Source organism: Pseudomonas sp. SDO5522_S412, from assembly GCF_054071215.1.
In genome coordinates, this window is the sequence record NZ_JBSVWQ010000001.1 from 103931 (window position 1) to 119543 (window position 15613).

At 55.8% G+C, this 15613-nt stretch carries 11 protein-coding genes and 1 pseudogene; 4 read left to right on the forward strand and 8 right to left on the reverse strand.

Features of this window, described 5'->3' with window-relative positions:
• The first annotated feature begins 49 nt into the window (after positions 1-49).
• Entirely contained in the window at positions 50-1516 is a 1467-nt protein-coding gene (locus ACW9I6_RS00470; RefSeq protein ID WP_457338656.1) for a DUF726 domain-containing protein, read from the forward strand.
• Positions 1517-1564: 48 nt separating this feature from the next.
• Here ACW9I6_RS00470 and ACW9I6_RS00475 read toward each other — a convergent pair whose 3' ends face one another.
• From ACW9I6_RS00475 to ACW9I6_RS00495, 5 genes are all read right to left on the reverse strand, one after another.
• Complete coding sequence (locus ACW9I6_RS00475) at positions 1565-3310, reverse strand: LeoA/HP0731 family dynamin-like GTPase (protein ID WP_457338657.1); 1746 nt, start codon at positions 3308-3310, stop codon at positions 1565-1567.
• The gene (locus tag ACW9I6_RS00480; RefSeq protein ID WP_457338658.1) at positions 3297-4928 is read right to left on the reverse strand and encodes a GTPase; all 1632 of its coding nucleotides are present in this window, start codon (positions 4926-4928) and stop codon (positions 3297-3299) included. The genes ACW9I6_RS00475 and ACW9I6_RS00480 overlap by 14 nt, the downstream gene beginning before the upstream one ends.
• A 56-nt stretch (positions 4929-4984) precedes the next feature.
• The gene (locus ACW9I6_RS00485; RefSeq protein WP_457338659.1) at positions 4985-5860 is read right to left on the reverse strand and encodes a hypothetical protein; all 876 of its coding nucleotides are present in this window, start codon (positions 5858-5860) and stop codon (positions 4985-4987) included.
• A 513-nt stretch (positions 5861-6373) separates the two neighbouring features.
• The gene (locus tag ACW9I6_RS00490; RefSeq protein WP_457338660.1) at positions 6374-7426 is read right to left on the reverse strand and encodes an ADP-ribosylglycohydrolase family protein; all 1053 of its coding nucleotides are present in this window, start codon (positions 7424-7426) and stop codon (positions 6374-6376) included.
• Positions 7427-7436: 10 nt separating this feature from the next.
• Complete coding sequence (locus ACW9I6_RS00495; RefSeq protein WP_457338661.1) at positions 7437-7694, reverse strand: hypothetical protein; 258 nt, start codon at positions 7692-7694, stop codon at positions 7437-7439.
• Positions 7695-7813: 119 nt separating this feature from the next.
• On the opposite strand from ACW9I6_RS00495, the gene ACW9I6_RS00500 reads away from it, so the two are divergent.
• Complete coding sequence (locus ACW9I6_RS00500; protein WP_457338662.1) at positions 7814-8689, forward strand: WYL domain-containing protein; 876 nt, start codon at positions 7814-7816, stop codon at positions 8687-8689.
• A gap of 50 nt (positions 8690-8739) precedes the next feature.
• On the opposite strand, the gene ACW9I6_RS00505 is transcribed toward ACW9I6_RS00500, so the two are convergent.
• The 3 genes from ACW9I6_RS00505 to ACW9I6_RS00515 all read right to left on the reverse strand — a co-directional run bounded on the left by ACW9I6_RS00505 (position 8740) and on the right by ACW9I6_RS00515 (position 14400).
• Positions 8740-9408 carry an ankyrin repeat domain-containing protein gene (locus ACW9I6_RS00505; RefSeq protein WP_433738596.1) on the reverse strand — a complete coding sequence of 223 codons (669 nt, stop codon included), beginning with the start codon at positions 9406-9408 and terminating at the stop codon, positions 8740-8742.
• A 45-nt stretch (positions 9409-9453) separates the two neighbouring features.
• Entirely contained in the window at positions 9454-12855 is a 3402-nt protein-coding gene (locus ACW9I6_RS00510) for a TM0106 family RecB-like putative nuclease (protein ID WP_457338663.1), read from the reverse strand.
• A gap of 63 nt (positions 12856-12918) precedes the next feature.
• Positions 12919-14400 carry a hypothetical protein gene (locus ACW9I6_RS00515; protein WP_457338664.1) on the reverse strand — a complete coding sequence of 494 codons (1482 nt, stop codon included), beginning with the start codon at positions 14398-14400 and terminating at the stop codon, positions 12919-12921.
• Between the two features lie 217 nt (positions 14401-14617).
• Here ACW9I6_RS00515 and ACW9I6_RS00520 point away from each other — a divergent pair, with 217 nt between their 5' ends.
• A complete protein-coding gene (locus ACW9I6_RS00520) occupies positions 14618-15265 on the forward strand; it encodes a HEPN domain-containing protein (RefSeq protein WP_122755114.1) in 648 nt (215 codons plus the stop codon).
• Between the two features lie 56 nt (positions 15266-15321).
• A pseudogene (locus ACW9I6_RS00525) lies at positions 15322-15585 on the forward strand (tyrosine-type recombinase/integrase); the annotation flags it as partial.
• Between the last annotated feature and the right edge of the window lie 28 nt (positions 15586-15613).

Sequence of the window (15613 nt, forward strand, 5' to 3'; positions counted from 1 at the left end):
CGCAATGCCAGCATCCCCCTTACCCTACAGCCTCATGCAAGGACGTTGAGTGAGCACCCAATTCAAATTCCTGACACTTCCCCAGCGCTCGGGAACCGTTGCAAACGTATTCATCCACGGCTACTCGGCCGGCCACGACATGGAAGACCGCTCCTCCCTGCGCAAGTACATTCCTTCGTCATTACACAACTGCATCAACATCTTCGCCTTCTGGCCATCGGGTCATTGGAGCCAGTTCGACGAATTGTCCACCAAAGGGATTCTGGCGGCCGGCCGATTCAACCTCCTTGCCGGCGCTGGTGCCGCAGTCGCCGATCGCGCTCTTCATTTCAACATCAGCCGCAAACGCGCCACCGCCATGGGCAAGACACTGCTCAAGCAGCTCGAAGCCTACATTCTCAAGCATCACTCCTACGTGGGGACTGTGAACTTGGTCGGGCACTCGCTCGGTGGACGCGTGGTGATCAGCGCACTGCGCGAGCTGCTAAGCAACCAGGCTCCTGACGGCCTCGAAGTCGGTGACGTACTGTTGATGGCTGCCGCCTCTGAACTCTCGGGGGAAGAAGCCTCTGCAATCGGCAAACGCATCAAGGGCAGCCTGTGCAATGCCTTTTCGAGCGCCGACAATATCCTGCTGTTGAACCTTGGCGAAACCAGTGCAGGTCGCAACCCAGTTGATAACTGTAAGAACGTCGAGATGCCCGAATTTGGCCATACGGACTATTGGCCGCGTTTGGAGAGGGTACTGCGAGCTTCACGTTTCCATGGTTATCAAGGCGGCCTACCAGCGTCAACTCAGGCACAGGCAATCGTAAAGAATCCCGATCCGGTTGTGTCCGACCATCTGCTCTACGACCTGCTCGAGCTGACCAGCGACCGAATCCGTAGCCAGGTTGTCAAGCACCTGCGTACCAGTAGTTGGACGAGCTTTGAAACCGACAATTCGTTGTATCTGCTGACCAAGGAGCTGCAATTGCTCGGCGGGCACTGCCTGGTCAATCTGGCCAGGGGTAGCGGGCTCAAGTACGTGCAGATCCTGCTTATGCTCGCAGAGCATTATGACCTGGTGAATGAGTTACACGATTGTGCGCAAGTGATCGAACTGGAGGCACTGCTGATCAGCCAGTTCTTCCAGTCTTCTTTTGGCGAGGGCCACGCGTTCGCTTCGAAGAAGGAAATTCTCCAGCAAGTTGGCGCCATGCCCGAGAAAGGCTACTTCGAACAGGTGGATGCCTTGGCAGCCAGCCTGACGATAACGTCATACTTCTCGACACCTGAAGCGCCTGCGCCCGTGTATCGGGAGACAGGCTCGGCGCTGTCCAAGGCGAACAAAGAACTGGTATTGGCATCCGCATCGATACTGCCATCGCTCAGCGCACTGATACCAACTGTGCGCATGAAGACGGCGATCACCAATTTGAAAAGTGCGGTCAAACCAGGCTACTCGGCATTGATTCCGGCCGTTGCCATACTCTTCTATGCGCGCGTGAAGCTGAATAACGAAGGACTGCTCTAACGCCCACGCTAGTAGGCCTGGCCAGCAACGCTGGCCAGGCTCACGCGATCAAACCACCCGATACTCCCCTTCAATCACCGCTTGCGAACTAAACGCCTGGCTCAATTGGGTCTCCAGCTCCGCCAGCTGCGTTTGCCGGTTGCGCAGGTTGTCCAGGCTTTCCTCCTGCTCGACCAGGATCTTCTCAAACGCTTTGATCTGCGGCGCGAAAATTTCCATCACTTTGTCGTGATCTTTGAGCAGCTTCATTGGCTCGGCAAAGTGGCTCTTGACCACTTCGGCGAGGTCATTCTGCAGCTGTTTGAGCTCCGCCTCCGCACGCTGCTGCTGAGCAACGCTGATGACGTCGGTCAGCACCTGGATACCAGCGCCGATCGGCCCGGCCCAGCGGCTGATATTGGCGGCCAGTTTGGTGGCTTCCCAAGGCTTGAACTTATAAACGTAGCCGGTGAGGTTTTTCAGGGTCTCTCGGGCCAGGAACACGCCACTCTTGATGCTTTCGACGGGAATCTTCGACACCGCACTCAACGCCCTGCTCGAGGCCGACAAGGCCGAGGCAGTGATGCTGTCGGCAAAGTCTGACGAGGTATCCAACTGATGCTCGATGCTGGCGCTGATGCCATTCATGATGGTGGAGGACTGGTTGAACGCCGTGCTGAACAGATGGTCGATGCGAAACCGCAATTTCTCGCCGATGTCGTTCTTCGTGAAACCGATTTCCGCCTCAAGAAAGGCGTGAACCTGATCACGGGGCAAGGTGCGAATGCTGTTAAGCAGGTCTTTTTCCAGGTTGCTAAGCTCCTGGTAAAGGTTGCCGACGGTGGCAAGGACTTTGCGCTTGCCCTCATCAATGTCTTCCTGGATGCGCGCCGAGTCACGACGCTGGTTAGCAGCCAGCAGCTCGAACTTGATCAGTTCATCCTTGGCCATGGCGATCTTCTTGCCCAGCACGTCGCGCACGACGTCGATACCAGTCTTCTTGATAAGGGTTTCACGACCGCTGCCGTCCAGTACCCGTTGGGTGACCTGCTTGAGCTCGCTGATGCGCGAACGCTGGTCATACAGGTCCTTTTGCTCAAGCCAGAACTCCAGCCCGCGGCTGTTGGGGTTGGAAGCAACGCAGACCACGTTGATCGCTTCGCGCTCGGCCGGCGACAGGTCAACAAAACGCTGTAGTTTATCCAGCAGGTTGTTCTTCTTGATGCTGCTCTGTTGCTGAAATTCTTCGGCGTCACGCAGGTCTGCCACTTCATCCATCTTGTTGATAACGAAAATAGTCGAGCTGAGCTTATTGAGATCGCGCAATACCCAGCGAACGATGTCCTGATGGCTTTCCTTGAGCGGGTTGGTGGCGTCGACCACGTAGAAAATCAGGTGCGCTTCGGATATGTAGTTCTTGGTGATATCGCCGTACTGGACCAAGGCGCCATTTTCAGCGGCTTTTTCCTTATCACCGAAAAGACCGGGGGTATCGACGATTTCGCAGCGGTCCTGGAGGTTATCAGGACGGTAGATCGCCAGAGCGTCCGAAGACTCGTTGGTGTCGATTTTCATGTCCTTCATGACCTGGCCCAGCCAGCCGGCAACCACGCTGGTCTTGCCGTCAGAGAACGCACCCAGAAGGGCAATGCGCAAGGCATCGGTCTGGACATCACCAATAGCCTTTTTGATCTTGTCGATGTCCTGGGTCACGTCCAGCCCCAGTTTTTCAAGCGCACCAACAAGGCTCTGGAGGTTGTCGAGCGACTTGATGACCTCGGTCTTGCTGGCGTTGAACTGCTTAAATTGTTCCATAGGGTTTGGCTTCCACTTCGTTTTTCAGCGCCTGGATAGAGGCAATTTTTTCATCGAACAAGGCACCGACGTCGGCCATCTTGCGACGTTCGTCATCCAACTGGTTCAGGGTCGAGCCCTCAATCTGCGCCTTGATTTTCGCCAGCATGGCCTGGGTGTCCTGATCGAATGTCTTCTCGCTGGCAACGCGTTCTTTCTTGATGGCCTCGGTGACATTGGCTTGCGCCTCGGCGATCTTCTTACTGCGCCCGCCAAAGAAGTAGCTCAGGCCTGCGGCAATTACTCCAACGATACCGCCAATAACCGCGCCGACAATGTTACCCACGACGGGGAAGAACGAGCCGAGCGCGAAACCACTCATGGCATAACCACCGACACTCAGCAGCAAGCCACCGACATCGGAAAAACTGAAGCTGATTGCATCCATAGCGCTGGAAAGCGAGAGTGAATTGCTGGCCGCGGCACTCAAGCGCTGTTGAAAGCTGACCCGCTCGGCGTTTTCCTGCAGACGCTTGAGCGCCCGTTCAATACTTTGCGACAGTTGCTCAAGCAGTTGCTCCTGGCTCTTTGCCAGGTTTTTGGCAAGCTGCTGCTGGCCAGCACTGACGTGCTCCTGGATCACCCGCTCCACATCATCTTTATCACTGAAGTGCTCTTCGACAGCTGCCCGTGCCGCACTTGTCAGTTCATTGAAAAAGATACCGAGGGCGTTGCTGCGCTGTTTGGTGAAACTGCTTTTCAGCTCTTCAAAACTGAGCCGAATAGCTTTCTGGCACTCCAAAATCTCTGCACCGATCTTGTCGGTAAACGCCTGGTGTTCTTCCCGTTGCTTCTTCAGATCGTTGACGGTGTCTTGCAGTAGGCGCAGCACTTTGCGCTTGTTGCTTTCGACGATGTCGACTTCGAAGTTGGCGCAGCCATCACCAATGACCTGGTGCAACTGGTCCAGCTGGCTGAAGCTGCGCATGGCTTGTTGGTTGACAAAGTCCTGCTTATAGGCACGTTGCGATTTAAGCAGGTCAGCCCGGCCGGAGTGGATACTGGTCAGGCCTCGCTCGTCGAACGCTACGCCGGTAAAGCCCAGCAACCCTTGCAGGCTTTGGCAACCACTAACCAGTTCAGCACCGAGAATATCTTCCAGCACTCCCCGGGTCTGTTCGCGAATGGCGTTCGCGTCTTTATGGGTTCGATCAAGCGACTCGCGGTCCCTATCGAACTCATAGGAGTCCGCCTTGCCGCGCAAATTGCAGATGGCGTAAACCTTGGCATCACGGTTGAGGTAATGCTTGATCTTCTGAGCGGTCTCGGCCTCCGGTTTCTTATTGGTGCCGTTTACATAAAACACCAGGTGGGCCTTGGCAATGGCGGCCTGGACCATCGATTCATACTTGGATTCGTTACCCTCGATACCGGGCACGTCTATCAGGTGGAAGTTCTTGCCCTGGTGGCTGAACTCATAGATCACATTGTCCTGGGTGAAATCCGCCTGGCCGGTACCGACGATTTCGCCGTCGACCTGTCCTGCACAGCGCTGCAGGCGCTCCAGTTCTTTCTGTTGTTTCAGCAGGGTTGGCAGCCTGTCGCTGACCAACTCGCTCAAGGAATGTTGTTCGCGCATGGGTGGGTCCGGATTCGACTAAAGAGAGATAAGTGCTGAGCGAAAAAGCCTTGGCCTCACAGCAACTGGGCATAGCCCAGCGCTCCCGCGATGACACCGATCGCCGCCCCCACTACCAACCCGAGCACCAATTTCACCTTCGCACGCTGCTCCAGCGAAATGCGCGTTGCCTCGCCCTCACTTTGGCATTCAATCAATTTCGATTGGCAAGCCTGCAGCTGAGTGCCCTGCTCCGTCAGCTGTTGCTGACTACGTTGGAAGTCGCTGCGCACACCTTGTAGCTGCAGTCCGACTTGCTGCAGTTCACCCTGCACCTGGCCGAGGGTCATCTGGCTTTCACCCAGACGCGCTTCGGTTCCCTGCAGCGCCTGACGAGTGCTATCGAGGTCTATCAGGGTATGGCTCAGCCGCTCCTTGCCGTAGTTGTACTCCTGCTGAGTATGTTCGAGCTGCTGGCGAGTGCTTTGCAGGTCGCGCTGGGTCTGGTTGACCAAGGCGCCGATGTCGTCTCCCAGCGCTGCAATGTCCTCGCAGAAGCTGACATAACGAGTGCTGAGTTCGTCGATTAGCGCGTCGCTTTTCTCCGAGAACACCGCCTGGATATCGCTGACAGTGGCCTGGTTTCTCTCGATAAGTGCCTGACGCTTCTTTTCTTCAAACAGAATTCGCAGACTTTCGATGATCGTGCTTTTCCCTGCGTTGGTTTCGCCGAAGAAAGCAATGGTGAAGTTGTCCCATTCGGCATGCTTCTCGAGATAAGAAATCTCGGAGTCAAACCGAGACTTCATTTCGCCGAGCTTACCCTTGACGTTGGCGAGGTGCGCATTTCCCTTGTCATTGCTCACATCCAGCCTGGAGACATCATCCAGTGCCGTGGCAATATCACTCGCCACCCGAGCGTACAGCTTGGAGAAATCCTGTGCCTTACTCATATCGTTCCTTATTAGTTCCCAACTGCACTGAACAGCAATAGTGGCTAAATTGCATTTAGCCACTATTGCTGTCAAGTTCATCGACGGTGTAGTACACGATCAATCTGGCAATCGCCTGCCGAGCAATTCCTTTGCAGGATCTAGCCTCCAGCTCCTGACTGGTTTCTGCCGCATTGGCAAAATCACCCACCAGATAGATACGGTTCGAATCTCAGCTCTGCATATGGGCGAGACTCCCTATCCGTGGTATGAACTTCATCCACGATTCAGAATCGCCGCCGCGCCAGAAACTCTGCTATCGCTCCCTCAAACCATCCTGCAGCCCGCATCCTCGGTGCCTTGCTCCCACACTTCGGACACCGGTCAAACCACTCCCCCGGCCTCAATGCGTCACTGCGCGGCGCCACTGTTTTCGTCCAACCGCACTCTTCACACTCATACGTAAAGGGCCTGGGTTTCATTGGCATTTCTGCTCTCCTAAGTACTTGTCCGGATTCAGTACCATCAGCTCTCTCAGCTACCGGGATATGCCAGCTCGATCTGCTGATCAAACTCTCCGCCATACCCACAATACTCACGAGGAATGCGCTCAATATCCTCGGCAATTTGCACAATCACCTCACGCAGCTCCAATTGCTCGAACCACCGAGCAGGAATCGCCGCAGCACCATACTGAACACCCAACAAATGCCCGGCGATGAGCCCGGTACTGTCGCTGTCGCCACTGTGATTCACCGCCGTGATCACGCCTTCCTCGAACGAAGGCGCTGCCAGGGCGCTCCACAATCCAATAGCCAGCGCCTCTTCGGCGACCCAACCGCCACCGAGTTTGCCTATGCGTTGCGGAGTGGGCTGGTAGCCCTCGTAAAAGAAGAAAAGCACACGTTCAATGAGGCTCCGTGTTTCTTCCATACCGGGCACTTGTCCATATTTGGCCAGGCTCTGAGTGACTGCGTGTTCCAGGCTGTCTTGCCGATCGACAATGCGCTGGAGAATATCGGCGAACAGCCCGGCCGCCAGGTAGCCCGTAGGATTCCCGTGAGTCAGGCGCCCTGACTGGGCAGCGTAGTCAAAGGCGTTAGCAAAGAATGCGCATGGTGCAACGCGCATCAGGGCGCCACAACCTTTGCTGTGGTTCTCGGCAACTGCGCCTAGCCGCGGACTGGCCTTGAGTGCACCGAGGCAGGTAGTGCCAGGGGCGCGGCGAGACCAGAGCTCTGGTTGATTGATCAGCCAGCCGTCCCCGCTGATCGGCATCGCCGTAGGGTAGTCCTGGGTTTTCAGCCAGCGCAGCAACGAATGATGAATCATGCTGGGGACGTGGCAAGTACCCAGTGAGCTGCCGCGCACATACGCCCGCAGCAAGCCTTCTGCGGTGAAAAGCATCATCTGCGTGTCGTCAGTGATGGCACCGGTGATACCGAAAGCAGGGGCAAAATCAACAATACCTTGTGGGCCGAATTTAGCTTCGATTGCAGACCACTCGAGAAACTCCACTGGAGCACCTAGCGCATCGCCGACGGCGCCTCCCAGCAGGCAGCCTTTAATCCGTTCAAGTCTGTTCATGTCCATTTCCTTATCGCTCTGCCGGGATCAATTCCTGCAAAATCACCAGCTTTCTCTGCAACTGCATGACGTGCTCTTTCTCAGCTCGCAACGCCGAACGCAGTTCGCGGTTTTCCATTTCCCAGATCCGCGCCCAGCGAAGATTCTTTTGGCAGCCCATAGCCATCTGCCAGAGTTCACGCAACCTCAGGCATTGATGCAGAAGCACCAGCAGGATTGCCCCCATCATCACCAATGCCCCTGTCGAAACCGCTTCCGACACACTCATGTCCACTTCCTTTCGTGACTTCAATTAATTTCGAAGACAGACACACGATATGTAGTGATTTACGACAGGTCTAGAATGTAGACTTATACAGGTAAAGTATTCGCGCATATGGAGAGGGTATGAAACGCAAGCAGTCCATCGAACAGGTCCGCTGGGATCTGGCACTTCGCTATCGTTTGATTGAGACCGTTGCCTGGTGGGAGGGCCGGCTGACTACGGGACACTTGATGCAGAGCTTCGGCATCAGCCGTCAGCAGGCGTCCAAGGACATCAACACCTACATCACAGAACATGCGCCTAAAAATCTTACATATGACAGAAAAATAAAAGGCTACGTGCCCAGCAAGACGTTCAAGCCGCTGTTCATCGACGACAGCGCCAGCGCCTATTTGCACCTGCTTTACCAGAACAACGAACGCGCCCCGCACATCGATGGGCTCGCCCTGGCCTACGCCCACACCAAGGTACTGGAAGTCCCGGATCGTCCGATTCGGCCGGAAGTCCTGCGCCCATTACTCAAGGCCTGTCGCGATGGCCTGCGCCTGGAAACCGAGTACGTGTCGCTCAATACTCCGAACGTGGAGATTCGCCTCATAGCCCCTCACACGCTGGTTTACACCGGTATGCGCTGGCATGTTCGGGCTTACTGCGAGAAGAATGGCCAGTACCGCGACTTTGTACTCAGCCGCCTGCGCGGTCAGCCGGATTTGCTCGACGAATCGCAGAACACTCGTGAGCTGGATGAAGACTGGAATACTGAGATACCCGTCATCTTTGCCGCCGATGGGCGATTGAACGCGGCGCAGAAGTCAATCATCGAAACCGACTTCGGCATGATTGATGGCCAGCTCGTGGTACCCAGTCGCAGGGCGCTGGTGAAGTACGTATTGCAACGCTATCAGATCGACCCGAGAAACCAGGCCACTAACCCCGAGGCCCAGCAAATCGTGGCAACCAACCTCAAGGAGCTGCGCCCCTGGCTCATGCATGACTGATCCTCAATCCTTTGGGCGAAGGTGTGTTGCCCCGAGTCGATCGCTGTCTGTCAGGCGTTTCGACTCGGCAACATCCATGTCCACCCGGCCGACATCTCGTGCCAGATACGCGCAGCGCTGATGCAGTTGTTGATCTCCCGGATCAGCAGTTGCTCAGCGATGTCGTTATGGCCATAGAGGATGGCCAGATTTCGAGCGGTATTGCCCTCGTTGTTCTTCGCGTTCATATCAAGTTCGAACATATTGTAGTTATCAGTGAAGTACTTGACGGCCTTAAAGTGGCCGTTTATAGCGAGCCAATGAATAGGCGTATTTCCGCCCACATCCCGATGGTTGAGACTCCCGCCTAGCCGGAAACGCGTTTCAAGAGTTTTTATTTTTCCCTGCCTGGCGGGAAGATGCATGTATTTATCGTGCGGCATGAAGCTGCCGAGACCTTTCCAGCCCCGCAGTTGCTTGTCCCCCAAGGCACCGAGTGCCTCCAGCTTCTCGATCAGGGCGATTCGGTTCAGCCGATAGGCGATGTCCAGTGGGGTGTCCCCCACAAGATTCCGGTCATTGAACGCCAGCGGATCAAACGACGACAGATACTGCGTATTGTCGAGAAGCACTGAAGCGTGCCAGTCCCCCAAGCCGAGCCCCTCCATGTCATCAACGCAAAAGCTTGTCGAGGCCAAAGCCTTCTGCAGCAGAGGAAGCAAAGCGGGCGTGTATGGCATTACTGTCTTCCCTGTTGCGGATAAATGACAAAACCCTTGATGGCACTACTCACACCGGGCGAGAGCATTGGCAGCCGTCCCGTACCTGACAGCCATGCACAAACCGTTGACTAGGCTCATGTCGTGCGGAGTCAGGCAGCGTATGGCAGTTAGATCGGGGCTGGCGACGATACAGGCCAGCGATTTCGCCCGGCTGACTGCTACATTCAAGCGATTTTTCGAGTACAGGAAGCCAATGTCTCTGGGCAAATAGTCTTCATTCGAGGTCGCCATCGATACGATAACAATCTCCGCTTCCTGCCCCTGAAACTTATCCACAGTACCGACACGAGCGCCCGCTGGCAGCACCTGTTTCAACAACTGTACTTGGAGGTTATACGGGGCTACTACAAGGATGTTTTCGATGCAGATCGCGTGCTCTACGCCCTTGTTATCCACATAACGCTGGCGCAGGAAGTATGCGTAAAGCTCTTGGACTTGCGCCGCTTCTTCGTCCGAACTCTGGCTGTTGCCATCGTGCTCCACAGGGCAAAACATCAGCCCGCTGTTCGGCACTTCCGGTCGCTGACCATCCAGTAACAACACCCGCTTCTCAGTACCGGGCGCCGAAGAAAGTTGCCCTTCGTACACTGCTTGCGAAATGAACGAGCAAACGTTGGGGTGCATCCGCCAGGTTTGCGCCAGGAACACCCCACGATCAGGTGCGATTGTGGGCGTGCCATCCAACAGATAGTCGAGGATGGAATCGCCGGAGCGGCCCGGATGCACGCCTTGCACTGGCTGCGACAATTGCATCTGGTCGCCCATCAGGACGATGTTTCGCGCAGCCAAGCCCATCGTGACCAGATTCGCCACACTCACCTGACCAGCCTCGTCGATGAAGAGGTAATCCAGTTGCTCGGCGAAGACGGGGTCGGCAAACAGCCAGGCGGTGCCGGCCGTCAAGTTAATGTTCGGTCCCCAGGCATCGAGGAACTCCTTTTTTTCCTCGATGGAACGGATGCAGCGGCCGGTGAACTCCGTGCCTTCGCCCTCCGAGGACTTTTTCAATCCCGTGAAAGTGAATCCCTCTTCTTGCGCACGAAATTCAACCGCCGCCAGCAGGTTATTGATGGCGTGGTGCGAATTGGAAGTTACGCCGATGCGCTTGCCCGCCTTGAGCAAGTCAACGATGACGTGCGAGCCTGTGTAGGTCTTGCCTGCACCTGGCGGCCCCTGAATAAACAGCACGCTGTGCTCGAGGTTTCGCACCACCTGCTTGATGGCATCAATCGTCGGCAGGCTTGAATCAAGCAGTGGTGCACCCTGCTTGATGCCCTTCACCCGCGGAGCGCGTCGATGCAGAAAGTCTGCAATCGCCTGGAAGCGCTGTTCGCCGGCCAAGAGGTTGTCGGCATAACGGAACAACGCCTTGCGCAGCGAAGTAGACGGGATCGGCCTCCCGGGAATCATGTCGAAGTAATCAGGCGGCGCATTTCTCTCGGTAGCCTTGAATGTCGCCAGACCGTTGTCATGGTCCAGATTAACCAGCTGTACGCTGGCCAGGGACTCGGTGATGACGCCCTGAGAGCCGGTACGCATTTTGGTTTCTTGAGGTTCGAAACTGTACTCATACTGATAAGACCGATTGATCGGTTCCGGCGGTGTTTTTGTACGCTGCAAACCGGCCAGACTCTCGATATCTTCCAGCAGCTCTTCGGTTGTCATGTCCTGACGGCTGAACAGCTGCCACCACGTCGGCTTATCTGCGCGGCGGTGGAAGTCGAGTAACTGGAAGGTGAGCAACGTGACCTGATCCTCGTTACTCATGGCCTCTTCGTCGGCTCGCAGACCACCCAGCAGACGAACGCGATAATTCTCCAGAAGATTCTCGATTTCCTTTTGCTCCACGACTGACTTCTCGCTTTCGGCTTCAGTCCCGAGAAAAGCGCCTGCATTTGACGGCTTGATTTCCAGCAGCCAGTTGCGCAAAAGGTAAGTGGACAGTACGTCGTCTTCGTTATAACGCTCGATTTGCTCAAGCAGTGCCGACTCGCCGGTCTCTTTCCATCGCTCATAAAACACGATGCTCGCGCCAGCATTGGTCACGTCGCCGTCGCGCCGCCCCATGTAAAAATGCTCGATATTCTTGATCGAGTAGCTGGGCTCGGACACCCGGATAGCTTCGCGCACGACCTTGTACAAATCGATCAGCTTGCCGTTGCGCAGCAACCAGTCCACTTGCGCTTCGCGCGTCCCGTGTTGGCTCATCAGTCGCTTGATAGCTGTTTCTTCGTAACTGGCGTAGTGGTAAATATGCGCGTCGGGGTAACGCTTGAGATGGCCGATTACCCAGTCGATAAACTGCTCGAAGGCGATCTTTTCTTCATCCCGGGTATGCGCCCAAAAGGGTTTGAAGATTTGCTGCCCACCCTCATCGATGTAAAGACCGAAGAGGTATTCCAGGCCACCCTCTTCCAGCGGATTGCCCTCCATATCGAAGAACAGGTCACCCTCGACCGCCTTGGGCATCCGATAAAAGCCACGTCGCTCACCCGACACGGGAAGCAGCTCGAATAGCGGGACATCACTGGAACGCCCCTGGAACTGCAAACGCGCCTGATGCCGCAACTTGCTCAATGACTCTGTCTGCAGTTTTGGAATGCGCAGGTCGTGAGTACTGTCCGCCAGCTGGTGCAATGTGGTCACGCCGGCACTCTGTAACTTCTGGATTTGCGAACGGCTGATACCAGCTACCGCCGAGAGATGATCGTCTTGCAGTCGTTGTTCGTCGCAGCGATCACGCCAGGCGCAGAACCCACAATGCCCGCACGGCTCCGGGTAGGTAACGGGTTGCTCGGCACTATTCACGAACGCTTCGAAACGCTGTAGCACATGCTCCAGATAATCGGCGTAGTCGGCGACCCGAAATGCCTGCTCGGTACGAGCAGCATCACCGAGCACGATGTACATGAACTGTGGCTGTACGCCCTGGATCGAGATCAGCATTCGTGAATAAAGCGCAACCTGTACAAGGAACTTGGCCTTAGCCGTTTTCGCCAGCTTGGTGTCGATCACTTCATAGCTGTGGTCGCCCAGCGCCGACGCCCGAGGCACTTTGCGCAGGAAGTCGGCATGACCAATAAAGGCGCCTTCCTGAAGCGACGCCTGGAAGATGATATCGGCGCCGGCCTTCATGGCCTGAATGGTAAGTTCCACCCGACGCGCGAAACTCGGATTGCCCTCGGCAATGTCGACTACGTTGGCATATTCGCTTTTGAGCCGCTCGAAAAAGGCCGCCTCGTGGGCCAATCCTTTGTCCTGTATCAATCGGTTCTGATCGCTTGCCGCCGCTTTTTCCATAGGCATGACAAGGTTCTGAAGGTCTAGCGCCGTCAGGTGCTGGCACTCAAGAAAACCGCAGATGTCTGAGGCGGAGTACAACTGAATTCCGTTTCGGGTTTGCATGGTCGCTTCCAGTCCGGTGAAGCGTCCAGAAACGCTTCATGCTGATTGAATGTCGTGTGTGAGTCAGGCGTCGAGCGAGCAGTCGCGGAAAAACTGCTCGAACAAGGTCGTCGGCAAATGTTTTGCATCGAGCAGACCGAAGTGCTTGCCCACGTTGCGCCCCAACGCCATCAGCGTCTTGGAAGAGTTCTCGGTACCCGCATATCCGGCGCTCAAGAGGTAGTCGATGCGTTTTTTCTCGGTCGTCGCCCGCAGATACGCATTGCCCGTGATCAATACATCTACCAAACAGACACTTGCCCGTTCATCACCCAGGGTGAACGGCTCCAAAGTCTCGGTGGCCAATGCCGCGCACAATCCGTCCTTGCCACCGTCGACGATGCGTTCGAGCTCTTCGAGCGGCCGGCCGAACAGGTCGAACTCATCAATGGAAAACGCGAAACAATAGCCCTGCGCGGTGGCACGCGTGAGCGGGTTCTCGTTACGCGGGTTAGTCAACAGCCATGCAACGAAGGACGCTTTATTGTCGAGCGAACCGCTGTGGCGGAAGGCCAGATAATCATTCAGGACCTGACTGAAGGGGTGCCCGGTAGGCACCCAGCCAGTGCCATCTCGTTCACTTTTCTGCGCAGACATTACTGGCCCTGCTGCCTTCGGGTCAGACGCGAGCATCACACCAAAACACCGCAGGTCATAGCCGAGCATAAACAGGCTGGCCTCGAAGGCGTGGCACCGCGCGGGCAGAGCCCCTTGTTCAGCAAACCAGCCGGTACGCTCAAGCAGGGCTCGGATAATCCACCCCAACCGCACCTGCCAACGTGCCCATTCGGCATAATCGATCGCCGAAAATTGCGGCGCCGCCAAACCGTTCAAGAACGCTTCCGGGTTGCGGATCTGGCTGCCGCGAGCGCCTCCGGACGGGAAAGCCAGCAGAGGTTTTCCGCTCCCCGTCCATTGCTGGCGAAACAGCGAATACAGCATGCCTATCGCTGCGCCGACGCGACTGTCATAGATGGGTGACCCCGACGCATCAAGCAAGGCATGAATCTTGGTCAGGCCTGCATCGAAACGCTCGACACTGATCGCGTCGAGATCATTCAGATCATTGTCGCCGTCGAGCGACATGAGCCCGGCCATTTTTTGCAGGTAGCTCGACAGCTCTCCCTTTGCGGCCAGACGGTGCAAAAATGGAATGGCTCCCCGGACACCACCCCAACGAAGAATCTGCAAGCACGCCTGAAGCGCTTGTTGTTCATCCCCTAGGTTGACCGCACTCGTCAGCCACTCGCGAAGTTGCCCGAGAGAGCGTTGAGTTTCAGCCCAGGTTTGTGAATCCACCGAGCTTTGGTTGGTATCTTGCCAACTTGCCTTCCAGCGATAGTGCTTAAGCACCTGCTCGAAATCTCGGACATCCGCCTGTAAACCGCCCGGCACGAATTTGCTGGATTTGAAACGAAGCTTGAACGTGAGCGTCGGCAAGTTCGCCGCCAGCCATGCAACGAAAGACTCAACTTCAGGTTGTGCCAGGAACTGTTCGCGCTTCATGCAGACTGCCTTGCAGGTAATATCGAATAGCCATACCCTAAGCAAATAAGAAGGCCCCGTCCACGTTGTCTGTCCATACAGGTAAACAAACGGAGCAGGTTCTGAAGCTCCTGAGAGACGCTTCTCTACCAACGTCGGCGTTTAGCACAAAGTGCGTAAAGTTTTCAGACACTCCCTTATCCGTTCGCACGCCCCATGACATCAAGGATCGGCATCCATGGACCATCAAGCACTCAAGACCCGTCATCGCCTGGAACGTGAAAATCATCACCCCAATCTCACCTTGCGTGTTCATCGGGCGTTGAGCTGGCTCAGTCGTGCCGAGCAAGCTGACGATGTCGATGGGCGTTTTATCTTCCTGTGGATTGCCTTCAACTCGGCCTACGCCACCGATATCGACGAACAGTACCGCCTTTCCGAGCAATCCACGTTCAAGGCGTTCCTGGACAAACTCTGTGCGCTCGACACTGCCAACCTGATCGAGAATCTGGTCTGGTCCGAGTTCTCTGGCAGCATTCGCGCATTGTTGGACAACCCCTTCGTGTTCCAGAGCTTCTGGGATCACCAGAACGGCAAGATCAGCGAGCAACAGTGGACCGAGCGCTTTGCCAGCGGTAGGCGAGCAGCGCAGCAAGCGTTGGCCAATCGCAATACCCCAGCAGTGCTCGGAGTGCTGTTCAATCGAATTTATACATTGCGTAATCAGGTAATGCATGGGGGCGCAACCTGGAACAGCAGTGTGAACCGGGATCAACTGCGCGACTGCTCAAATCTCCTCGGCAAGCTGGTGCCGGTGATTATTTTGCTGATGCTGGATAACCCGGAAACGCTATGGGGTGATGCTTGTTATCCGGTTGTTGCTTAGGTAGTGGGACTTTCCAATCCCACGATCACAAACGAAGTGATACCGCTGGCTGCTCACACAGCCAAACCGCCAACATGGCGCTGAAGCGCATGAGTTTCGAAGGGCGCCTGGTAAGCCATGACATGCGCTCAATGGCCTGCACTATCCTCAACGAACACGGCTGGGATCCTGAGTTGATTGAAGTAGCACTTGCCCACGTCGACAAAGACGAGGTTCGCAGCGCCTATAACCGGGCGGACTACATCAAACGCAGACGGCCGATGATGGATTGGTGGAACGAGCACATCCAAGAGGCTGCCACTGGCAACCTCTCCGTGTGAGCTATCAAGGAAAACCGGGACAAAAAGG